At 69.9% G+C, this 20,998-nt stretch carries 16 protein-coding genes; 3 read left to right on the top strand and 13 right to left on the bottom strand.

Annotation, left to right across the window (positions count from 1 at the left end):
* Position 1 precedes the first annotated feature (1 nt).
* The 10 genes from ABZW60_RS17350 to ABZW60_RS17395 all read right to left on the bottom strand — a co-directional run bounded on the left by ABZW60_RS17350 (position 2) and on the right by ABZW60_RS17395 (position 10,165).
* A complete protein-coding gene (locus tag ABZW60_RS17350; protein ID WP_355477865.1) occupies positions 2-823 on the bottom strand; it encodes an amidohydrolase family protein in 822 nt (273 codons plus the stop codon).
* The gene (locus tag ABZW60_RS17355) at positions 820-1,275 is read right to left on the bottom strand and encodes a MaoC/PaaZ C-terminal domain-containing protein (RefSeq protein ID WP_355477867.1); all 456 of its coding nucleotides are present in this window, start codon (positions 1,273-1,275) and stop codon (positions 820-822) included. Before ABZW60_RS17355 ends, ABZW60_RS17350 begins: the two co-directional genes overlap by 4 nt.
* The gene (locus ABZW60_RS17360; protein ID WP_355477869.1) at positions 1,272-2,393 is read right to left on the bottom strand and encodes an extracellular solute-binding protein; all 1,122 of its coding nucleotides are present in this window, start codon (positions 2,391-2,393) and stop codon (positions 1,272-1,274) included. The genes ABZW60_RS17355 and ABZW60_RS17360 overlap by 4 nt, the downstream gene beginning before the upstream one ends.
* Positions 2,390-3,532, bottom strand: coding sequence for a CaiB/BaiF CoA-transferase family protein (locus ABZW60_RS17365; RefSeq protein ID WP_355477871.1), 1,143 nt, complete (start codon positions 3,530-3,532; stop codon positions 2,390-2,392). The genes ABZW60_RS17360 and ABZW60_RS17365 overlap by 4 nt, the downstream gene beginning before the upstream one ends.
* A gap of 33 nt (positions 3,533-3,565) precedes the next feature.
* A complete protein-coding gene (locus tag ABZW60_RS17370) occupies positions 3,566-4,660 on the bottom strand; it encodes a Gfo/Idh/MocA family oxidoreductase (protein WP_355477873.1) in 1,095 nt (364 codons plus the stop codon).
* On the bottom strand, positions 4,660-5,559 hold the full coding sequence (locus ABZW60_RS17375) for a carbohydrate ABC transporter permease (protein WP_355477874.1): 900 nt from the start codon (positions 5,557-5,559) through the stop codon (positions 4,660-4,662). The genes ABZW60_RS17370 and ABZW60_RS17375 overlap by 1 nt, the downstream gene beginning before the upstream one ends.
* The gene (locus tag ABZW60_RS17380; RefSeq protein ID WP_355477875.1) at positions 5,559-6,518 is read right to left on the bottom strand and encodes a sugar ABC transporter permease; all 960 of its coding nucleotides are present in this window, start codon (positions 6,516-6,518) and stop codon (positions 5,559-5,561) included. Before ABZW60_RS17380 ends, ABZW60_RS17375 begins: the two co-directional genes overlap by 1 nt.
* Before the next feature lie 9 nt (positions 6,519-6,527).
* Positions 6,528-7,865, bottom strand: a complete 1,338-nt coding sequence (locus tag ABZW60_RS17385) for a hypothetical protein (RefSeq protein ID WP_355477877.1) — start codon at positions 7,863-7,865, stop codon at positions 6,528-6,530.
* A 139-nt stretch (positions 7,866-8,004) separates the two neighbouring features.
* Complete coding sequence (locus ABZW60_RS17390; protein WP_355477879.1) at positions 8,005-9,024, bottom strand: LacI family DNA-binding transcriptional regulator; 1,020 nt, start codon at positions 9,022-9,024, stop codon at positions 8,005-8,007.
* A gap of 10 nt (positions 9,025-9,034) precedes the next feature.
* Positions 9,035-10,165 carry a CoA transferase gene (locus tag ABZW60_RS17395; protein WP_355477881.1) on the bottom strand — a complete coding sequence of 377 codons (1,131 nt, stop codon included), beginning with the start codon at positions 10,163-10,165 and terminating at the stop codon, positions 9,035-9,037.
* Between the two features lie 185 nt (positions 10,166-10,350).
* Here ABZW60_RS17395 and ABZW60_RS17400 point away from each other — a divergent pair, with 185 nt between their 5' ends.
* The 3 genes from ABZW60_RS17400 to ABZW60_RS17410 all read left to right on the top strand — a co-directional run bounded on the left by ABZW60_RS17400 (position 10,351) and on the right by ABZW60_RS17410 (position 16,171).
* On the top strand, positions 10,351-11,943 hold the full coding sequence (locus ABZW60_RS17400) for a DHA2 family efflux MFS transporter permease subunit (protein WP_355477883.1): 1,593 nt from the start codon (positions 10,351-10,353) through the stop codon (positions 11,941-11,943).
* Positions 11,944-12,013: 70 nt separating this feature from the next.
* Positions 12,014-14,002 carry an NAD-dependent DNA ligase LigA gene (gene ligA / locus ABZW60_RS17405; protein WP_355477885.1) on the top strand — a complete coding sequence of 663 codons (1,989 nt, stop codon included), beginning with the start codon at positions 12,014-12,016 and terminating at the stop codon, positions 14,000-14,002.
* 66 nt (positions 14,003-14,068) lie between these two features.
* Positions 14,069-16,171 carry a hypothetical protein gene (locus ABZW60_RS17410; RefSeq protein ID WP_355477887.1) on the top strand — a complete coding sequence of 701 codons (2,103 nt, stop codon included), beginning with the start codon at positions 14,069-14,071 and terminating at the stop codon, positions 16,169-16,171.
* A gap of 78 nt (positions 16,172-16,249) precedes the next feature.
* Here ABZW60_RS17410 and ABZW60_RS17415 read toward each other — a convergent pair whose 3' ends face one another.
* The 3 genes from ABZW60_RS17415 to ABZW60_RS17425 are packed head-to-tail and all read right to left on the bottom strand — an operon-like array spanning position 16,250 to position 20,997.
* Entirely contained in the window at positions 16,250-16,471 is a 222-nt protein-coding gene (locus ABZW60_RS17415; protein WP_355477889.1) for a hypothetical protein, read from the bottom strand.
* A 39-nt stretch (positions 16,472-16,510) separates the two neighbouring features.
* On the bottom strand, positions 16,511-19,912 hold the full coding sequence (locus ABZW60_RS17420) for a sugar-binding protein (RefSeq protein ID WP_355477891.1): 3,402 nt from the start codon (positions 19,910-19,912) through the stop codon (positions 16,511-16,513).
* An 11-nt stretch (positions 19,913-19,923) separates the two neighbouring features.
* The gene (locus ABZW60_RS17425; protein WP_355479048.1) at positions 19,924-20,997 is read right to left on the bottom strand and encodes a LacI family DNA-binding transcriptional regulator; all 1,074 of its coding nucleotides are present in this window, start codon (positions 20,995-20,997) and stop codon (positions 19,924-19,926) included.
* Between the last annotated feature and the right edge of the window lies 1 nt (position 20,998).

Here is a 20,998-nt window from a genome sequence, read left to right on the forward strand (position 1 = left end):
GTTACTCGGGGATCTTGTAGAAGCGGCGGGCGGTGGTCGAGTAGATCTGTTCGCGGTCGGGCGCTGACAGGTCGGCGAGGGCGGCGGACAGGCCGGCGAAGACCTGGTCGTAGCCGCCGGCCGCCGTTGAGATCGGCCAGTCGCCGCCGTACATCAGGCGGGCGGGGCCGAAGACGTCGAGGGCGCGGTCGACGAAGGGCTGGATCGACTCGCGGTCCTCGGGGTAGAGACCGGAGAGTTTCGCGTGCACCAGCGGGTTCTCGGCGGCGGTCTCGATCAGGCTCCACCACGGCTCATGCCCGGTCTCGCCGATCGGAGGCTTCGCGAGGTGGTCGATGACGATCCGCAGGCCGGGGTGCCGCTCCGACAGGGTCGGGACGTGCTCGAGATGCCGGGGCAGGACGGCGACGTAGTCGAACGTCACGTCCGCGCGCTCCAGGACGCCGAGGCCCTCGTCGACCTCGGGCCGCAGGATCCAGTCCGGGTCCGGGATGTCGTGGATCAGGTTGCGGATCCCCACCACGCGAGGATCCTTGCGTAGCTGGGCGAGGCGATCCGCCGCGGCATCCGGCCGGTCGAGCGGCACGTACGCCACCACGGCCACGACCTCGGGATGCCGATCGGCCACCTCCAGCATCAGGTCGGTGTCGCCGTCATGGTCGTCGGACTGCACCAGCACCGTCGCATCGACGCCGTTGCGGACCAACTGCGGCTGCAGCTCCTCGAAGGTGAACGTCCGGTTCCACTGCGGCACGTGTGGTCCGAGCCACGGGTACGGCGAACGGTCCAGGTCCCACACGTGCTGGTGGGCGTCGATGATCATGACTGACCTCGCTTGTCGACCAGGTAGAGATGGGTAAGGACCAGCACGGTCTCCCCGCGCTGGTTGGTCACGCTGACCTGCTCGTGAACATAACCGTGCGTCTCGGGCGTGCGCTTGTGGTCGGACTTCTCGCTGATGACCGCGGTCACCGTGATGGTGTCGCCGATGAACACCGGCTTGATGAACCGGATCTTGTCGTAGCCGTAGGACATCGACCGCGGGTTGATGTCGCCCGCGGTCATCCCGACGGCGACCGACAGGATGAGCGTGCCGTGCGCGATCCGCTGCCCGGCCGGCTGCGTCGCCATCCACTCGGCGTCCATGTGGTGCGGGAAGAAGTCGCCGGTCTGACCGGCGTGCAGCACGATGTCGGCCTCGGTGATCGTCCGCCCGACGGTCGTCCGGGTCTCCCCGATCTCGTGGTCCTCGAACCAGCGGTCGGCAACCTTCATCGATCCCCCAGCAGTCGTTCGGCCAGTGCGTTCGCGCGCCGGACCAGGTCCGCGTCGGTCGACTCGCCGCGCAGGGTCGCGGTGACCCAGGGCGAGACGACGTCCTGGAACTCCATGTAGCCCGCGGTTCGCGGCCGCACCCACGCGCCTTCCAACGTCTGCCGGGTGCTGCGGAAGAAGTCCCACGAGTCCTCGTTCAGCCTGTCGTCGTCCCACGACGACGCGTACCCGGGCTGACCGCCGGCGTCGTAGTACACACCGGCCTGGACCTCCGGCGACGCGAGCCACACGGCGTACGCACGAGCCGCGTCGAGTTCCTCGGTGTACGCCGAAACCGCGATCCCCGCCCCGCCCAGCTGCGATCCGGCGACGCCACGCGGCCCGGCCGGGATGTCGACGTACTTGAGCCGGTGTGGCCGGAAGCCGCGACGCGAGTAATTCGTGTACCCGTACGCCAGCGGCGCATAGGACCACCGCTCCTCCCCCGCCAGCGCCTCCGCGACCTCGATCGGGTTGGCCTCCAGACACCAGTCCGGCACGCGCTGCGCGAGCCGGTGCATCAGGTCGAGTACGGCGCCCGCGTCGTCCTCGGCGAGGAAGCGTCCGGGCTCGGCCGCGACCGGTGTGCCGCGGTTGGCCGCGAGCGTGCACAGTGTCGAGTACGCGTCGATCGGCTTCGCGGGCCACAGCACCCGGCCTTCGCCGGCCAGTTCGAGGACGCCGTCCCAGTCGGTCGGCGGCGCCGGCAGCAGATCCGGCCGGTGGACGGCGACCTGCGCGGCGGAGTCGGTGGCGAGACCGTACTGGTGCCCGTCGTAGGCGTACGACGCATGACTGTTGCCCACGGCATCGGCCGCGAGCGCTGCCAGCTCCTCGTCGTGCCCGGCGCCGTCCAGCGGCGCCAGCAGACCGGCCGCCAGCGGGACGTGCGGATGGTCGATGACGAGCAGGTCGTAGCGGGCGGCGAGGCCCGCGATCGGCTCGTCGGCGAAGGCCTGCAGCGAGCGGTACTCCCACTGGACGTCGACGCCCGTCCGGCGGGCGTACTCCTTGGCCGCCGCGACCTGGCAGTCGTACCCGCGGGGATGCTCCCAGGTCATCCCTCGCAAGGTGGTCATGCGCTCTCCTCCACGTCGACGAGGTCGTGCTCGCCCAACCGAGGCGCCGGCCGCTCGCTGGTCAGCCGCTCGCCGTCGATCCGGATCGGGCTGCGGGTCGTGGTCAGGTCGAGACCGTCACGACGGAGCTGCTGCGTCATCGCGATCGCCCGGAAACCGTCGTGCTCGACCAGTTCGTCCAGAGTCAGGACCGGCGCGCACCAGACATCCTCGGCGTCCAGAACGGCGAGCCACTCGTCCCGCGTCCGGGTACTCAACCGCTGTGAGAGCAGCTCCTCGATCTCCTCCTGCCGGTCCCACCACGACTGCGGATCGGTCATCGCGGCGACCTCCGGCAGGTCGAGCAGCCGGCCGATCGTCGGCACCGGGTTCATCGCGATCGCGAGATAGCCGTCGCTGGTCGGATAGATGCCGTACGGCGCCGGCAGGAACGCGTGCGCCGACCGGATCCCCTTGCGCCGTACCTCGATCGACGGGTCATTGAGCCGCGTCGTCAGCAGCTCGAACTCGAGGTCGAGCAGGGCCTCCAGCAGGCTGGTCTGCGCGTGTCCACCTCGGCCGGTGCGGAAGCGGCGTACCAGCAGGGCGGTGATCCCCTGCGCGAGGTGACAGCTGGCCAGATGGTCGGCGACGGCCAGCCCGACAGGCATCGGTGGATCGTCGCGGGAGCCGTTCAGCCAGGGCAGTCCGGCGATCGATTGGGCGAGGAGGTCCTGTCCGGGGCGGTCCTTGAACGGGCCGGTGTCGCCGTACCCGCTGACGCTGCCGTACACGATGCCAGGGTTGATCCGGCGGACCGTCTCGTAGTCCAGGCCGAGGCGTTCCATCACACCCGGGCGGAAGTTCGAGACGACCACGTCGGCCGTCGCGACCAGCGCACGGACCCGCGCCAGGCCGGCCGGATCCTTCAGGTCAGCGACGATGCTCTCCTTGTTCCGGTTCATCGCGTGGAACGACATGCTGTCGCCGTCCACCGTCCGGCCCGCGAACGCCAGCTGCCGGCCCGCGTCACCGCTGCCGGGGCGCTCGATCTTGATGACCCGCGCGCCCAGGTCGGCCAGGCGCAACGCCGCGACCGGCCCGGCCAGGAACTGGCTGAAGTCGAGCACGGTGACCCCGGACAGGGGTAGTTCGGTCACTCGTGGGTCCTCTCAGGTCGTAGTTCAGGCAGTTCAGGTCTCGTACGGCGGCGGCTCGCCACCGCTCGCGGCGGACGTGTGGGCCGCCTCGACGACCGCCATCGTGTGGAAGACGTCCTCCACCGACGTCGGCAGCGACGGGATCGAGCCGTCGAGGTAGCGCTGCACCACGCCCATCGAGCCGATGAACGCGTCCGGGAACCACGAGCCGTCGAACGGCACCGGTCGCCAGCCGTCGGCCGGCCGGTCGTCGGTGACCAGCTCGAGCCGGTCCTCGCCCCCGCGCGGGTAGTCCAGCAGGAGCCCGAGCTGCACCCGTACGGCGCCCTTGGTGCCTTCCCACTTGATGAAGCTCTCCTCGTACCGCTCACCGAAGTGGTGATCGTGGTTCGTCGACACCACGACCCGCAGCGGGCGGTCGCCGTACGTCAGGGCGATGTCGGAGCGGCTGTTCGCGTGGGACTTCCCGGGATGCCGGAGTGTCACCGCGGACACGCCGGTCGGATCGCCGAGGAACGAGCGGACCAGGTCCAGGTAGTGGACACTGTGCATGTTGATCTCGAGCCGGTCGAGCGCGAGGACGTACGGGAACATCTCCCACGGCGTCCGGACCGAGACCCGGATCTCCAGGTCGTACAGCTCGCCGATGGTGCCGTCGGCAATCAACTTGCGCGCGACGGCGACGTACGGCGCGAACCGCAGCTGGGTGTTGACCGCCGCGACCAGCCCTTTGCGACGGCAGACCTCGCGGGTCCGGACGCCTTCCGCGAGGTGGTTGCCGAGCGGCTTCTGGAGCAGTACGGCGGCCCCGTCCGGCAGCTGTTCGAGGACCTCGACGTGCGCCTCGGGCGGGAGAGCGACGTCGTACACCGCGTCGGCGGGCGCGGCCGCGACGGCTGCGGCAACGTCGGCGTACGCCTCAGGTACGCCGTACTTGTCGGCGAGCGTCTGTGCGCGGTCCAGCTGGAGGTCGGTGATGCCGGCGACCGGGAACCCGGCCTTGCTGTACGCGGGCAGGTGGGCGTCGCGGACGATTCCGCCGGCCCCGACGATCACGATCGGGCGTGGGTTCGCCGGCCGCTCCAGGGTGTAGCCGGGGTGCGGGGCGAACTCGGGCAGGCCGGTCATCAGCCCTTCACCGCCCCGACCGTCTCACCGCGGATCAGGAACCGCTGGGCCCCGAGGAACACGGCCAGCAGCGGCAGCATCGAGATGAACGTCGCCAGCGCCAACTGGGGCATGTAGAGCTTCACGTCCAGCCCGGCGGCCACGGTCGGGTTGAACAACGGGCTCGCTCCGATCAGTTGCTGCAGACCGATCGACACGGTCTGGTTCTTCTGGTTCGACGACAGCAGGGCGAGCGGCAGGAAGAAGTTCGTCCAGTTCGCGACGAACGCGAAGAAGGCGACCAGGACGACGACCTGCTTGGAGATCCGCAGCCCGATCCACCAGAAGACCGAGACCTCGCCCAGCCCGTCCAGGCGGGCGGCTTCGACGAGCTCCTTCGGCATCGTGGTCAGGTAGTGGATGTAGGACAGGTACACGCCGAACGGGAAGAAGCCCATGATCAGCGCCACCGGCCAGAGCTGCCCGACCGCGCCGACCGCGTTCACCTCGAGGAACAGCGGGATCACCAGCACCGTGTTCGGCATCACCATCGTCACGAGGGTGACCAGCAAGACGGCCCGCCGGGCGCGGAACCGCAGCCGGGCCATCGCATAGCCGGCCGGCAGCGCCGCGACGACGGCGAGGATCGCACCGCCGCCGGCGACGATCAGCGAGTTCGTCAGCCAGCGGGAGAACAGGCCGCCTTCCGGCCCGAAGCCGTTGACCTGCGACCAGCTGTACCGGACGTTGCTCCAGGCAATGTCCCCGAGGCCGAGGAATCCGCCGCTGCCGGCCTCGACGCCGTCGTTCGACCGGAAGGCCATCGCGACGAAGCCCGCGATCGGCAGCAGGAAGATCGCGGCGACGAACAGCATCGACACGACACGGGCCAGCCGGCCCGGGCTCCAGTTCTCGATCATCAGTCGTCCTCCTCGCCGAACAGCCCGCTGCGGAACACGATCAGCAGGCCGATGCCGAGGGTGATCACCAGCAGGATCAGCGACATCGCCGCCGCGGCCGGGAAGTTGTAGTTGCTGAAGGCGAACGCGTACCCGAGCTGGGTCGGCGTCCACTGGTCGGGCAGGGCGTTGCTCGCGACCTGGTCCAGCAGTTGCGGTTCGAGGAAGAGCTGGAAGCCGTACGCGAGGTTCATCAGCGCGGCGTACCCGATCCACGGCCGGATGATCGGCAGCTTGACGTGCCAGGCGAGCTGCCAGGCGTTCGCGCCGTCCAGCGCGGCCGCCTCGAAGAGCTCGTCGGGGATGCCGTTCAGCCCGCCGTTCACGACCACGATCCAGGAGCCGACGCCCTGGAAGAACATCATCGCGGTGAGGATGAACGGCAGCTGCCCGGGCGCGGCGACCGCCTGCTTGATCGTGTCGACGCCGATCGCGTGCCAGAACCCCTCGATCGGCGACTGGCCCGGATTGAGCAGGTACACCCAGAGGACGAAGTTCGCGATCCCGGCCAGTGCGCCGGGGATGTAGTACACGAACCGCATCGCCGAGCCGAACCGGCCGGGACTGGCGTGGATCAGCAGTGCCAGCCCGACGATGCCGATCATCATGATCGGCAGCCAGATCACCAGCGTCGCCAGGACGTTCTGGAAGGTGTCGACGAAACGGTAATCGGTGAACACCGTCTTGAAGCTCGTGACGCCGCCGAACCCGGTGCTCGGGTCCAGCGGTGTCGGCGGCTTCTCCAGGGCGGTCTTGACGGCGTACCCCACCGGGACGATGCCGCCGACCAGCAGCAGGACGACGTACGGCGACAGCAAGAGCCAGGCGCCGCGGGCCTCACTCGACCTGGACGCCTTCGACCGCTGGGGACCCGGCACCCGGACGTCGGTGTCGCGCTCGTCGATCAGGGCGGTTGTCATCCGGTGCCCCTACTTGACCGTGTAGCCCATGGCCTTGGCCTGCTTGAGGAGCTCGTCGTTGAACCCGGTCCAGGCCTGGTCGACGGTCTTCCCCGAGGCCAGGCCGGCGGCCATCGTCTCGGTCCAGACGCTGCCGGTGTTGTAGAGCAGGTAGGAGTGGTCCGGCTGGACGGCCGCGTTCGCGCCCTTCATCGCGGCGAACGTCGTCGCGTTGTCGGCGAAGTACTTGCCCTTGGTCTGCTTGGCGATCCACGCGTCCTGGGCCGGGCCGTAGGCCGGCAGACCGGTGGACAGCTCGACCTGCCACTTGGGGTCGGTGGCAACGAACTTCGCGAAGGTGAGCGTGTTCTCCAGTTGCTTGCCGGTGATGTGGCGCGAGAAGCCCCACAGGCCGCCGCCCTCGTTGCCGGTGGCCGGCTTGTCCTCGCCCTGCCAGGGCAGCGGCGCGACGCCCGTCATCTGGCCGGCCGGGATCTTCCAGGACTGCCGGAACAGGTAGTCGCCCCACCAGGCGGCGCCCGGGCTCATCACGAGGTCCTTGCCGGCCTTGGCGGCGTCCGCGTCGAAGATGCCGAGGGTCGACACCGCCTTGGCCTGCACGAGTTTCGCCAGCAGCTCCTTCGCCCGCACGCACTTCGCGTCGCTCAGGTCGACGTGCACCTCGGTCTCGGACTTGCGCGCGTTCGTCGGGCAGCCGGAGGCCCACAGGTACCGGTCGGGCGCGTACGCGTCGCCGGTGAAGCCGCTGAGCTTGCCCGGGTGCTCCTTCGCGATCCGCACCGCCAGGTCGCCGTACTCCTCCCAGGTCTTCGGGACCTGGTAGCCGTACTGGGTGAAGAACGCCTTGTTGTACCAGAAGATGTCCGGCGCGGCGTCGTTTCGCAGGCAGCGGATCTTGCCGTCGATCTTGCACGGCGCGATCACCGCGTCCTCGTAGCCCTTGATCACGTCGGGCACCAGGTCGGTGAGATCGGCGGTGTAGTTGACCTGGGCCCCCGACGCCCAGGCGATGTCGTCGTTCGACGGGAAGAAGATCGCGTCCGGCCAGCCCTTGCCGGCCTGGTTGAACTGCGCGAACTGCTGCTGCAGCGACTTGCCGCCGACGGTGCCGTCGATCTGGTTCAGCGTCACCTTGATCTCGGGATGCGCCTGCTGGAAGGCCTTCGCGGCCGGCACCCGCGGCGGGTCGACCCAGACGGTGATCGCGCCACCGGAGTCGGTCTGCTTGACATCCGCGCCGGCGCCGCCGGCCGACGAGCCGCACGCGGTCAGCAGCGCCGCCGCGCAGGCGAGGGTCGCGGCGGCCAGCGTGCGCACGGTTCCGGGACGAGAACCGGGTGACTTCATGACGGACTCCTTCGGGTGCCACCAGCTGCTCAAACGTTGGAGCAGAACGCTAGACCGGGGCGCCGGATCTGGTCAATCGTTTGAGCACGGACTTTTGCGCAACCGCGACACAATCCCGCGCGGTTCAGTTCGGGTGGGATCAGCTGGTACGGCGTGGAGCCGCCGTGGACTCGCGGACGACGAGCTCCGGCGGCGGGTCGGTGACCACCTCGTCGGAGGTCTCCCCCGTCTCGATCCGCCGGATCACGCTGCGCACCGCGGTACGTCCGACGGTGTAGAACTGCATCTTGACCGCGGTCAACGGCGGCCAGGTGTTCTCGGCGGTCCACGAGTCGTGCACGGTCACCACGGACAGGTCGTCCGGCACCCGGATCCCCGCCCGGCGCGCCTCCCCCAGCAGGCCGACGGCAGCGTTGACGTTGGCCACCACGATCCCTGTCGGTCTCGGGTCCAGCGCCATCAGCCGGTGCAGCGCCGTCCGCCCGTTGTCCACGGTGTAGCCGACCCTGGTCTCGTACTCCTTCGGCACCCGCACGCCGGCCGTTTCGAGCGCGAGCTTGTACCCCGTACGGCGCCGCTTGGCAGTGAAGGACCGCGGCAACCCGTTCGCGAACGCGATCCGCTCGTGCCCCAGCTCGAGCAGGTGCTGCGTCGCGATCAGCGCACCGCGGTGATCGTCCAGGGTCACCGAGCCGACGTGGTCGGGACTGGACGAGTTCACCAGCACGATCGGCGCCTGCGTGGTCAGCAGGTCCCGCAGACCCGCAGGCAGCACGGCGTCACCGACCTGCAGCGCCATACCGTCCACGCGGCCTTCACCGATCAGGCGCGCGATCACCTCACCACCGGGCCGTACGTCGTCCGAGCGCCCGAGCAGGACGGTGTACCCGCGCTCGGTGGCCTCGTCCTCGGCGCCGTGCATGAGCTCGGTGAACAGCGCGTTGGTGATGTCCGGCACGACCAACCCGACGACCTGCGTCCGCGCGGACTTGAGCGCCCGCCCAGCGAAGTTCGGGCGGTACTGCAACTCCCGCGCCGCGTCGACGATCCGCTGCCGGGTCGCCGCACTCACCCGCGAATCCGGCGCGTCGCTCAGCACCCGGGACACCGCGGAGATCGACACGCCGGCACGGGCAGCAACATCACCCAGGGTCGCCATGGGCCACACCCTACTGATCGATCGGCGCGCCGACGGTGAACGGGGCCGCACCGTCGCGCAGCCTTCCCTGGGCTCCCAACCGCGGGGCGGCCCGGCCGGTCCGAAGGACCTGGCCGTCGATCCGGATCGGGCTACGCGTGGTCGTCAACCGCAGCGTCTCACCACCCGGCTCGACCGGCTCCCGCTCGACGACCTGCGTCATCCCGATCGCGCTGAATTCCGCCGACGCGATCAGCTCGTCCAGCGTGCGCAACGGCGCGCAATCAACTCCCTCAGCACGCAGCATCTGGACCCAGTCCGCGGTACGTCCCGCCGCCAGCCGCTCCGCGACCCAGTCGAATCCGACTGCTCCGTGGTCGCCCTGGAGGGCGCGGAGCAGCCTGTCGGGGTGCGTCGGCCCGATGGCCAGGTGGCCGTCGGCCGTGGCGTAGAGGGCGGACGGCACCAATGCGTCTCGGGCGGGCAGGTCGGTTGCCGGCCGGTTGAGGCGGGCGGTGAGGCGGGCGGACTGCAGATCGAGCATGCCCTCGAGGAGACTTGTCTCGATCAGGCCCCCGCGGCCGGTGCGCAACTTGCGGACGAGCAGGGCCGTGACGCCCTCGGCGAGGTGGCAGCTCATCAGGTGGTCGGCCAGTGAGAGTCCGACGGTCACGGGACGATCGCCGCCGCCGACCCGGGCGAGCGCCGACACGGATTGGGCGAGCAGGTCCTGTCCCGGGCGGTTGGCCCACGGGCCGTCGGCGCCGTACCCGGACGCGGCCGCGTACACGAGACCCGGATTCAGCGCCCGCGCCGACGTGTAGTCGAGCCCCAGCCGCTCCATGACTCCCGGCCGGAAGTTGTGGATCAGTACGTCGGCACGCGCGACGAGCCGCCGCACCTGCTCGAGCTCGCCCGGGTCCTTGAGGTCGGCAACGACGGCCTCCTTGTTCCGGTTCATCGCGTGGAACGAGACCGTGTCCTCGTCGGCCCACCGTCCCGCGAACGCCAGCGTCCGGCCGATCTCACCCGTCACCGGCCGCTCGATCTTGATCACCCGGGCCCCGAGATCGGCGAGCCGCAGCGCCGCCACCGGCCCCGCCAGGAACTGACTGAGGTCCAGCACCACGACACCGGCCAGCGGAAGGTCCGCGTCCTCCACCCCGTCCCCCGTTCCGAGCTGCTCAATCGTTTGCGCAAACGATAGGCCACGCACTCCCCCACCTTCAACCGAGCGATGGGTGACATCTGGTCACTCTCGGTAGCCGTCGGCCGAAAATCTAGCCAGGGAGCGGGTCGACGGGCGTAGTGTCTGCACAGAGCGCATCGTGCGAGGGGGGCCAGACCGTGAGCGATCCAGCAGCGACCCGTTCCGAGTATCCCGACCACATCGACGCCGCGGTCCTGAAGGTGGCCGGCGTCGTGGTGCTGGGCGCGATCATGTCGATCCTCGACATCACCGTGGTCAACGTCGCGCTGCCGACGTTCCAGGACGAGTTCGGCACACCCGAGAGTCCGGTCGCCTACTCGACGGTCGCCTGGACCGTCACGGCGTACACGCTCGCGCTGGCGACGGTGATCCCGTTGACCGGCTGGGCCGCCGACCGGTTCGGCACCAAGCGGCTGTACATGATGGCGATCCTCCTGTTCACCCTCGGTTCCGCGCTCTGCGCCACCGCGACCAGCATCAACATGCTGATCGGCTTCCGGGTGCTGCAGGGTCTCGGCGGCGGCATGCTGATGCCGCTCGGCATGACGATCATGACGCGGGCCGCCGGGCCGCACCGGATGGGCCGGCTGATGGCCATCCTCGGCGTCCCGATGCTGCTCGGCCCGATCCTCGGCCCGATCCTCGGCGGCTGGCTGATCCAGGTGGCGAGCTGGCACTGGATCTTCCTGATCAACGTCCCGCTCGGCGTGATCGCGCTCGTCTACGCGTGGTTCGCGTTGCAGCGGGACACGCCGCACCGCTCCGAGACCCTCGACGTCGTGGGCGTCCTGCTGATGTCGCCGGGGCTGGCGTTGTTCCTGTTCGGCGTCTCGTCGCTGCCCGCCGAGAACGGTGACTTCGGTGCGCCGCGGGTCTGGGTCTCGATCCTGGTCGGGCTGCTGCTGATGGGGGCGTTCGTGTGGCACTCGTTCCGGCCCGAACATCCGCTGCTCGACCTGAGGCTGTTCAAGAGCCGCAACCTCACGGTGTCGATCGTGACGATGTTCCTGTTCGCGGCCGCCTTCTTCGGCGGGCTGCTGCTGGTGCCGACGTACTTCCAGCAGATCCGCGGCGAGTCGACGCTGCAGGCCGGTCTGCTGGTCGCGCCGCAGGGGCTCGGTGCGATGGTGACGATGCCGATCGCGGGACGGCTGGTCGACAAGGTGCCGGTGGGCCGGATCGTGCCCTTCGGACTCGCCCTGATCGTGATCGGCATGTTCGGGCTGACCCAGCTCACCGCGACGACGCCGTACGGCATCATCATCGTGATGCTGGTCGTGATGGGCTTCGGGATGGGCGGCACGATGATGCCGCTGTTCACCTCGGCGCTGCGGACGCTCGCCGGGCCCCAGGTCGCGCGCGGCTCGACGCTGCTCAACATCACCCAGCAGATCGCGTCCTCGGTCGGTGTCGCGACGATGTCGGTCATCCTCACCAACCACCTCAACGACTCGCCGATCATCCCCGGGACGGACCAGATCCCCGGGCTGGGCGACGGGCTCCGCGAGACCGAGGCCGCCATCCTGGCCAACACCCGCCCGGTGATCATCGCCGCGCTGCACCTGGATCCGGCCGCGCTCGCCCGCGGCCTCGCCGACGCGGCGGCCGCGTTCTCGAGCACGTTCTGGGTGGCGTGGGTGCTGGTCCTGCTGACCCTGATCCCGGCACTGATGCTGCCCCGCAAACGCGAGGAGACCCACCTGACCGAGGGCAGCGCGGTCATCGAGTAGCCGTCGCCGTTCTCGCACCACGGTCCGGGAGATCGCACGGATTGTCCGACGTCCCCGGTAGGGTCCTGGCGTGGATATTGGGGAGCGGATTCAGGAACTCGCCGAGCGCATCGTCGTGCTGCGGGACGCCTACTACCAGGGGACGCCGACGGTCGCCGACGCTGAGTACGACGCGATCGAGGACGAGTTGCGCACGCTCCTCGCCGCCCACCCGGAGCTGACCCCCGACCCGAACCCGCTGGACCAGGTCGGCGCCCCCGCGGTGCTGCACGCGCCGGTGCGGCACTCGCGGCCGATGCTGTCGCTGGAGAAGGCCACCCGCCCCGAGCAGGTCGAGGCGTTCTTCGCCCGCTTCCCCGGCCAGTCGGTGGTCGTGATGCCGAAGCTCGACGGCCTGTCCCTGGCGCTCGTCTACGAGAACGGTCGCCTCGCCCGGGCGGTCACCCGCGGCGACGGCACGACCGGCGACGACGTGACCCCGCTCGTGCGCGCGCTCGCCGACGGCGTCCCCGACCGGCTCGACATCCCGGACCGGACCGAGGTGCGCGGCGAGGCGGTCATGTTGCGCTCCACCTTCGCCGCCTACAACGCGGCGCACCCGGACAAGCCGCTGATCAACCCGCGGAACGCGGCGGCCGGCACGCTGCGCGCGAAGGATGCCGCCACCGTCGCCGAGCGGCGCCTGCAGTTCCTCGCGTTCGATCTGCTCAGCGACCAGGCCGAGGCCGATCTCGAGCGCGCCCTGCAGACCATGGGCTTCACCGTGGCCGACATGCGCCACTGCGACGACGCCGCCGCGGCGCAGGCGGTGATCACCACGATCGAGCAGCAACGCAACGAGCTCGACTACGACCTCGACGGCGCCGTCCTGCGGCTCGCCGACCGGGACGCCTTCGCGGCCGCCGGCACCCGGTCGAGTTCGCCCCGCGGCGCGCTGGCGTTCAAGTTCGCCGCCGAGGAGAAGACCACCCTGCTCGCCGACGTGGTCTGGGACGTCGGCAAGACCGGCAAGATCGCGCCGGTCGCCTGGCTCGAGCCGGTCTTCGTCGGTGGTACGACGGTCACCCGCGCCACCCTCGCGAACCAGGAGGTGATCCGCGCCCGCGACATCAAGATCGGCGACACGGTGCTGGTCCGCCGGGCCGGCGACGTGATCCCGTTCGTGGCCGGTGTGCTCGACGCGTCGAAGCGCACCGGGCAGGAGCGCGACATCGTGCCGCCCAGCACCTGCCCGTCGTGCGAGCAGCCGCTGACCGAGCAGGGCAACAGCCGCGAGCTGTTCTGCACCAACGTCTCCTGCCCGGCCCAGACGGTGCGGCGGCTGATCCACTGGGCGTCCCGCGCGGCGGCCGACATCGACGCGATCGGCGGCGTCTGGATCGAGCGCCTGGCCGAGGCCGGGATCCTGGAGAACCCGTCGGACTTCTACCGGCTGACCGCCGAGGGGCTGCTGGAGTTCGACCGGATCGGCGAGATCTCGGCCGCGCGGATGATCGAGTCGATCGACACCAGCCGGCAGGTCGGCCTCCGGCGCGCGCTGATCGGCCTCGCGATCCCGATGGCGTCCGAGGGCACCGCGGCCCGGTTGTGCCGGGCCGGGTTCGGCTCGCTCGAAGAGGTCGCCGACGCGGGGGTCGACGGCCTGGTCGCCGTGGACGACATCGGCCCGAAGGTCGCCGCCTCGCTGATCGAGCACCTCACCCGCCTGCGCCCCGAGCTCGAGCGGCTCCGGGCCGCTGGCGTCTCGCTCGACGTCCGCGAGGAGGACCTGCCGCCGGTCGTCGCGGCCGGCGCGCCGCTGGCCGGCAAGACCGTCGTCGTCACCGGTGCGATCAGCGACCCGCGCTCGGGTGAGAAGGTCGCGCGGCCCGCCTTCCAGCGACTGTGCGAGCGGGCCGGTGCGAGCATCGCGTCGTCGGTCTCGGCGAGCACCGACCTGCTCATCACCGGCGCCGACGTCGGCGCGTCCAAACTCACCAAGGCCGAGAAGCTCGGCGTCACCGTCGTCGACCAGTCCGAGATCTGGCAACAGCTCCAGGCCGCCGATCTGCTGCGCTGATCGCGTCGTGTCCACTTCCTGACAGCACGCTGGCGTCCGGCGCGCGGCAGCGGACAGGGTGGAGATATGACGACCAGCAAGGACGACGAGCTGACGGGCTTCCAGGAGCAGGCGCCGTACGACGAATCGATCGATCTGCGCACCGATTTCGTCATGGCCTACGGCCTCAACGACAGTACGCCGGAGCGCATCGCCCGCTGGCGCGCGGCGGGCTACCGGGTGCACCTGATGACCGGGATCTCCTGGGGGACGTACCAGGACTACCTCGACGGGCGGTGGGACGGCGCCGGCCACTGGGACGACGCGCAGACCGCGGGCGACGGGTCGCCGATCCTGCACGGCGAGAGCACCGACATCCCGTACATGGTGCCGACCTTCACCTTCACCGAGTACCTGCTGCACAAGCTCCGGCCGATCATCGAGCTCGGCGTCGAGGGCATCCATCTCGAGGAGCCGGAGTTCTGGGCGCGGGCCGGCTACTCGGAATCGTTCAAGCGCGAGTGGCAGGCGTTCTTCGACGAGCCGTGGCAGCCGCCGCACAGCACGCCGGAGGCGCACTTCCGCTCCGGGCAGCTCAAGCAGCACCTGCTCTCCCGCAGCCTCGACCGGGTCACCTCGGTGCTCCGGGACGAGGCGCTGCAGCAGGGCCGCCAGGTGCGCTTCTACGTCCCCACACACAGCCTTCTGAACTACACGCAATGGCAGATCATCAGCCCCGAATCGCGGCTGCGGACCCTGCCGTCGATCGACGGCGCGATCGCGCAGGTGTGGACCGGCACGTCCCGGACCCCGAACGTGTACGCCGGGAAGGTCGCCGAGCGCACGTTCGAGACGGCCTACCTGGAGTACGGCATCGCGCAGGACCTGACCCGTGGCACGGACCGGCGGATGTGGTTCCTGCACGACCCGATCGAGGACCACCCGGACCGCACCTGGGAGGACTACCTCGCCAACTATCAGCGCACCCTCGTCGCGTCGCTGCTGCATCCCGGCGTCTCGCGGTACGAGGTGGCGCCGTGGCCGCACCGGATCTTCAACCGTCCGTACCTGCGGGAGGGATCGACCGAGCGCGAACTCATCCCGCCGGACACCGCGACCAGCTACCTGATCGCGATGAACAGCCTGCGCGATCTCGACCAGCCCGACGTGCGCTGGTCCCAGGAGGGCCCGCGGATCGGGATCGCGCTGTCGGACACCGCCATGTTCCAACGCTGGGCGCCGGGTGGTGAGAGCGGCCACTACGACGGCCTGCAGAACGCGTTGGCGCTGGAGGGTCGCGAACAGCTGCACTTCTCCGACTTCTACGGACTGGCGCTGCCGGCGCTGTTCGAGGGGCAGCGGGTCTGCCCGGTCCAGCTGGAGAACGTCATCGATACCCCGGACGCGCTGGACGACGTCGACGTCCTCGTTCTCAGCTACGAGTTCCAGAAGCCGCTGGCGCCGGGCATCCACTACGCGCTCGCCGGGTGGGTCGACCGCGGCGGCAGCCTGCTGTACGTCGGCGACGGCGCGGACCCGTACCACGAGATCCGCTCGTGGTGGACCGGGCGGTACGACACGTGCGCCGATCATCTGGCCGAGGCGCTCGGGGCGGACCGCTCGCGCGACGGCGTGCAGGATGCCGGTCAGGGGCGGGTGCGATTCATCGCGTCCCGGCCGGCCGACTTCACCGCATCGCCCGAGCGCGCGGCCGAGCTGGTCGGGGCGATCCGCGAGCTGGCCGAAGCGGGCGGGCACAGCTGGAAGTCGAGCAACTGGCTGTCGGTGCAGCGCGGTCCGTACCTGATCGGCGCCGTGCTGGAGGAGGCCGGCGGCTCACAGGTCGTCGAAGGCACCTACCTCGACCTGCTCGACCCGCGCCTGCCGCTGGTGCGGCACCGGGAACTCGGCCCCGGGCAGTTGGCGTGGCTGCGCGACCTCACGTACGACGACGAGGCGGTCCTGGCGTCAGCGGGCCGGATCGTCGACTGGGAGCAGGACCAGAGCGGCATCCGGTTCAGCTGCGAAGCGCCGCGCGGCGTACAGGTCACGACCGCTCTGCGCGTGCCGTCCGAGCCCGAGGTGGTAGGCGGCATCACCGAGACGAAGTACGACGACGGCATCCTGTGGCTTCAGCACCCGGGTGACCCCGCCGGCACCCGCATCGAGCTCAGCTTTCCGCAGCCCTGACGGGTGCGGACGCGCGCTCGGCCGGACGGCCTCCGGTGGAGGTCGTCCGGCCGGGCGGATGATCGCCTCGGTCCCCGGTCAGAGGTTGTGCAGCTTGTGGAACGGGGCCATGACCCGCAGGAGATGGCCCTTCCCGAGGTCCACCACCACTGCTTCGGTGCCCTCGACCGCAGCGATGCGGCCGATGCCTTCCTTGTCGTGGGAAACCCGGCCACCGACTTCGAACGTCTTGATCGGTGCGGCCACCGGCTGCTTGAAGGGACTTGTGGCTAGGCGGCGCTTCGCGCGTGATGTCTCCATTTGCCCCCAGTATGCGCCAGCCGGCGCCGTCTTGCCGACCTACGGGGTGTGGCGCAGGACCACGGTCGCCTGGGTGGTGCCGCGGGGCAGGCGGACGGTGCCGGTGGCCTGGTCGACGACGGCGCCCTTGGTCGAGACCTGGGCGATGTTGTCGCGCAGCGCCGGCAGTTCGAGGCTGTAACCGGTCGGCTTCGAAGTGTCACCGGTGAGCCGGAGCGTCACCGTCCTGCCGGACGTGGTGAGCTGGTAGCCGATGCGGCCTCCGGTGACCGGGTAGCTGTTCAGCGCGATCCTCTGCCGGTTGCCGATCCACTCGTCCGGTACGCCGCGGCCGATGACCACCGTGCCGTCCGACTTCTCCGCGATCAGCGAGTCGAACAGCACCTTCGTGGCCGTGGACTGGCCCCACATGTGCTGGTTCGAACCGCCGCCGCCCCGGGCGTGGTCGATGTCCCACGGCGAGTCCGCGCTCGGGTAGTCGACGCCTTCCCACCAGCCGAACGGCCCGCTCATCGTCTTGTCGATCATGTACTGGTACGACTTGATCCCGAGGTCGCGGTACTGCTCACCGCGCAGCGCCGCGCTGCCGTACCCGGCGTTGTACGCGCTGGAGAAGTACCCGTGCGGATAGCCGCCGAAGTTGTAGATCGTGTCCGAGACGTCCTTGCGCCGCTCGAAGCCGTGCGTGTACGTGGCGTCGATCTTGTCGAACATCGTCCCGTGCTGGTCGGCGCCGAACAGGTACCCGTCCCAGGCCCAGCGCCCGAACAGGAACATCGACGCCCAGTTCGCGTCCCGCGGGTCCTTGCGCGGCCCGGTCTCGTTCGGCTCCACCATCGAGATCGGGATGTAGTCGAGGTCGTACTGCTTCATGGTCTGCTCGATGCGCGCGGTCGCCACCTTCAGCAGGTCGTCGTACTCCGCCTTCGCCCACGCGGCCTCCGCGGTCTCGCCGAGCGCCGTCGCGAGGTAGCGGTACGTCGTGAGTCCGGTCAGCGCCGACCAGTTGTCGATCGTCCAGTAGCCGTGCGAGTCGATCGCGTCGGTCTGCTTGATGATGCCGGTGCCGCCGTCGATCCGGTCGGTCTCGATCGTGTGGGTGTTCTTCTTGATCGTCTCGAACCGGCTGCGGAGGAAGTCCTTGTCGCCGGTGCGCTGCAGATACAGGGCGTACGGCCAGCTGTACTTCCACTTCGCGTCGTCGTACTGCAGCTGCGCCGGCAGCGTCGACAGGTAGTCGCGCGCGTAGGTGAAGTCGCCGATCGTCAGCAGCGTCGACACGATGCCGATCGTGTCGTGGTCGAACATCTCGTCGTACCCGTTCTCGCCGACGTGCAGCTCCTTGGCGCCGTTGACGTCGTCGCGGATGATCAGCGTGTAGATGTATCCGGCCTTGTAGGCGTTGATCAGCCGCTTGTCGGGCAGGTCGGTGATGTCCGCGATCGCCGAGAGCCGGCTGTTCCAGTACTGCCGCATGTGGCCGTAGTGCTGGTCGAAACCGCCGAGCTGCTGCAGTTGCGCCCCCGACACCCAGTCGTACGTGCCGCCGAACCGGTCAGCGGCCACCGCGTAGTCGCGGACGACGGTCTGCCCGGCGCCGATCGTGGTGGCCGACGTGTCGTTGAGCGGCGTCAGCAGGCTGGACACCCGCGGCAGGCGGGCCGGCGCCGAGGTCGTGTTGGTGACCGTCATCCGCGAGTACGCGACCTCGAAGCGGTTGCCGTCGACAACGACGAGGTCGGCGAAGTTCTCGACCTTGATGCCGAGACCGTCCTTGGCGTACTCGCTGACGAACGCGGGCAGGTAGCCCTCGGCGTTGGACCACTTGATCTTGCCCGGGATGTTCGGGACGCCGAACGTGATCATCGCGTCGCCCCGGCTGCGCAGCCGGTAGCTGCCGTCGATGAAGGCGATCGGCGCGTTCAGGTCGCCTTCCCAGCCGAACGACGAAGTGAGTCCGGGGTTCGTGACGTAGGTGTACTGCGCGTTCGCCGCCGACGAGACCGCCTCGTCGAAGGCCGCCTTCAGGAACGCGTACGCGAGCCGTAGCTCGTCTGCCTGCGCTCCGCCGTCGGCAAGGGTCGCCGTCGCCGCGGCGATCTCGTTGTCCAGCTGCTGTTGCGCGGACTCGCTCGCCGCGTACACGTCCGCCGCCGCGGCCTGGTCGAGCATGTTCTGCACCAGAGCCCGGTAGTTGCCGGCCGAAGCCAGCGTCACGCCCGCGAGCGTGACGTTGCCGGAGGCATGCGTCTTGCGGGTCAGCTGAGCGCTGACACGGGCCGACTGCCCCGGCTCGAGGTTCAGCTCGAACACCCGGGTGACCGACGGGTCGGTGCTGACCAGTTCGGTGCTCACGTACGTCGGCGTCGACGCACCGTCGAGGTAGACCGAGATCTTCGCCGCGGCACGCCAGACGCCGGAGACGAAGTGCAGGGTACGCCGTTCCGCCGCGGCCGGGACCGTGAGGTCGTAGCCGTACGGATCGGTGAGGTCCACGCCCGTGTTCGCGCCGTCGGCGAAGAAGATGCCGCCGTGCCGGGTGCCGGGCTCGGACGCGGTCGGCGTACCGTCGGTCCACGCATAGCTCACGGGGTTGTCGCTCTGCGATCCGATCGCTCCCCCGGACTGCCGATTGGCGACCGCGAGCACCGGCGCACCGGCCCGGCGGTTGATCGTCGATCCGTCGAGATGCATCCAGTCGCCGACACCCTCGGCCGTCAGGTTCAGCGACACCGGCGTGGCGGTCGCGGAGAACCCGGTGCCCAGCGTCGAGAGCGCCGCGGCCGCCAAGGACAAGTTGCCGGCGGCATTGAGTTTGCTCGCGAACCGGCCGGTCACCACGACGCCCTGACCCGGCCGGATCGTGACGGTGTACCGCTTGACGGCGGCGGTGCCGCTCGCGGTGATCTGTGTGGTGTAGGCACTGCTGCCGTCGGTCGCGGTCACGGTCACCGATCCACGCGCCTGCCAGATCCCACCCACGAACACCAGGCGTCGTGGCGAGTCCGCGGCCGGGACGGTGATCCGGTACCCGGCGTCGTGGGCGGTCGTGTCGCCGACGGTCGTCGTGTCGTAGTTGAAGACGCCGCCGGTCGTCACGCCGCTCGCGGGCGACGCACCGTCCGACCACCCGAAGGAGACCGGGCTGTCGTCGAGCGTCGTCCGCCCGCCGGCCGGGTTCAGGTCGTCGACGGTGAGCGCCTGCGGTACGCCGGCCTTGCGGTCGATGCCGGTACCCGTCAGGTGGACCCAGTCGAGATCGCCGTACGACGTCAGGTCCATGGCTCCGCCGACGCCACGGCCGTTCGGGAGGTTCTCGACGCCGACCACGAACGGGCCGGCCGGCAGGGTGGCCGCCGGAGCGGCCGGGGCGGAGATCACTGCGGTCACCACGAGTGCCGCGGCGGCGACCGCCGCGAGCATTCTGGTTCCGTGCCTCATCTTGTGTCCCTTCAGGAGGTTGGCACAGCGGACGTGCGGGGCCCGGGGAGGCTGGATCCGCGAACCACCAGCTCCGGCTCGAGCAGCACGTGCTGCGGCTCACGGGGATCGCCGGCCATCAGGTTGTCGATGGCCTGGATCAGTTGCCGTCCGACCTCGTCGATCGGTTGGCGCAGGGTGGTCAGTCCGGGACTGACCAGGGCGGCGGTCGGCGAGTCGTCGTACCCGGTGATCGCGACGTCGGCTCCCGGTCGCAGGCCGCGCTCGTGCAGGGCGCGCATCACGCCGAGCGCGAGCGTGTCGGACCCGCAGACCAGGGCGGTCGCGGGACGGGACGCGTCGAGCATCCGGTGCGCGGCCTGCCGGCCGGCCTCGAGCGAGTCGACCACCGCCGCCTGCAGGTCGGTCTCCAGCTCGCGGTCGCGACAGGCGTCGAGCCACCCTTCGCGGCGGTCCTGGCCGAGCTCGGACTCCGCGACCCAGCCGATATGGCCGATCCGCCGGTGCCCTTGGGCCGCCACGTGCTCGGTCGCCGCCCGCGTCCCGGCGCGGCCGTCGACGTCGACCCAGGCCAGGCTCTCGTCGCCGTCCCAGGAGCGGCCGAACGACGCGAACGGCACGCCCCACGAACGCAGCGCCGCGACCCGGTCGTCGTGGTGATGCGTCTCGGCCAGCACGAACGCGTCGATGGACGTCTTCTTCAGCAGCTCCCGGTACGCCTTGATCTCGCCGGCCGGGCCGTCCTCGGCGTGGCACAGGATGAGGTGGTACCCGGCCTCGACCGCGGCGGCGTTGAGCACGTACAGGAAGTCGTCCATCAGCAGTGACGCCTTGTCCGGGCGGGACGGCCGCATCTTGAAGGCGATCAGCGACGAGCTCCGGTTGCGCAGCGCCCGGGCGGACAGGTTCGGCTCGTACCCGAGCTCCTCGACCGCGGCCAGGATCCGCTTCCGCGTCTCCGGCGCCACCCGGTCGGGGTTGTTCAGCGCGTTCGACACCGACTGTGCCGACACTCCCGCCCGCTGCGCGACCTGCACCAGCGTGACGTGACCGTGCGGAACCGGCCCACGGTTCGTGTGCTGCATC

The sequence above is a fragment of the Kribbella sp. NPDC003557 genome, assembly GCF_040610805.1.
Lineage (GTDB): Bacteria > Actinomycetota > Actinomycetes > Propionibacteriales > Kribbellaceae > Kribbella.

Excerpts from the sequence above, each read along its gene's own strand:
- ABZW60_RS17350 (WP_355477865.1), bottom strand. The coding sequence starts at position 823 with ATGATCATCGACGCCCACCAGCACGTGTGGGACCTGGACCGTTCGCCG.
- ABZW60_RS17355 (WP_355477867.1), bottom strand. The coding sequence starts at position 1,275 with ATGAAGGTTGCCGACCGCTGGTTCGAGGACCACGAGATCGGGGAGACC.
- ABZW60_RS17360 (WP_355477869.1), bottom strand. The coding sequence starts at position 2,393 with ATGACCACCTTGCGAGGGATGACCTGGGAGCATCCCCGCGGGTACGAC.
- ABZW60_RS17370 (WP_355477873.1), bottom strand. The coding sequence starts at position 4,660 with ATGACCGGCCTGCCCGAGTTCGCCCCGCACCCCGGCTACACCCTGGAG.
- ABZW60_RS17375 (WP_355477874.1), bottom strand. The coding sequence starts at position 5,559 with ATGATCGAGAACTGGAGCCCGGGCCGGCTGGCCCGTGTCGTGTCGATG.
- ABZW60_RS17380 (WP_355477875.1), bottom strand. The coding sequence starts at position 6,518 with ATGACAACCGCCCTGATCGACGAGCGCGACACCGACGTCCGGGTGCCG.
- ABZW60_RS17385 (WP_355477877.1), bottom strand. The coding sequence starts at position 7,865 with ATGAAGTCACCCGGTTCTCGTCCCGGAACCGTGCGCACGCTGGCCGCC.
- ABZW60_RS17390 (WP_355477879.1), bottom strand. The coding sequence starts at position 9,024 with ATGGCGACCCTGGGTGATGTTGCTGCCCGTGCCGGCGTGTCGATCTCC.
- ABZW60_RS17410 (WP_355477887.1), top strand. The coding sequence starts at position 14,069 with ATGACGACCAGCAAGGACGACGAGCTGACGGGCTTCCAGGAGCAGGCG.
- ABZW60_RS17415 (WP_355477889.1), bottom strand. The coding sequence starts at position 16,471 with ATGGAGACATCACGCGCGAAGCGCCGCCTAGCCACAAGTCCCTTCAAG.
- ABZW60_RS17420 (WP_355477891.1), bottom strand. The coding sequence starts at position 19,912 with ATGAGGCACGGAACCAGAATGCTCGCGGCGGTCGCCGCCGCGGCACTC.
- ABZW60_RS17425 (WP_355479048.1), bottom strand. The coding sequence starts at position 20,997 with ATGCAGCACACGAACCGTGGGCCGGTTCCGCACGGTCACGTCACGCTG.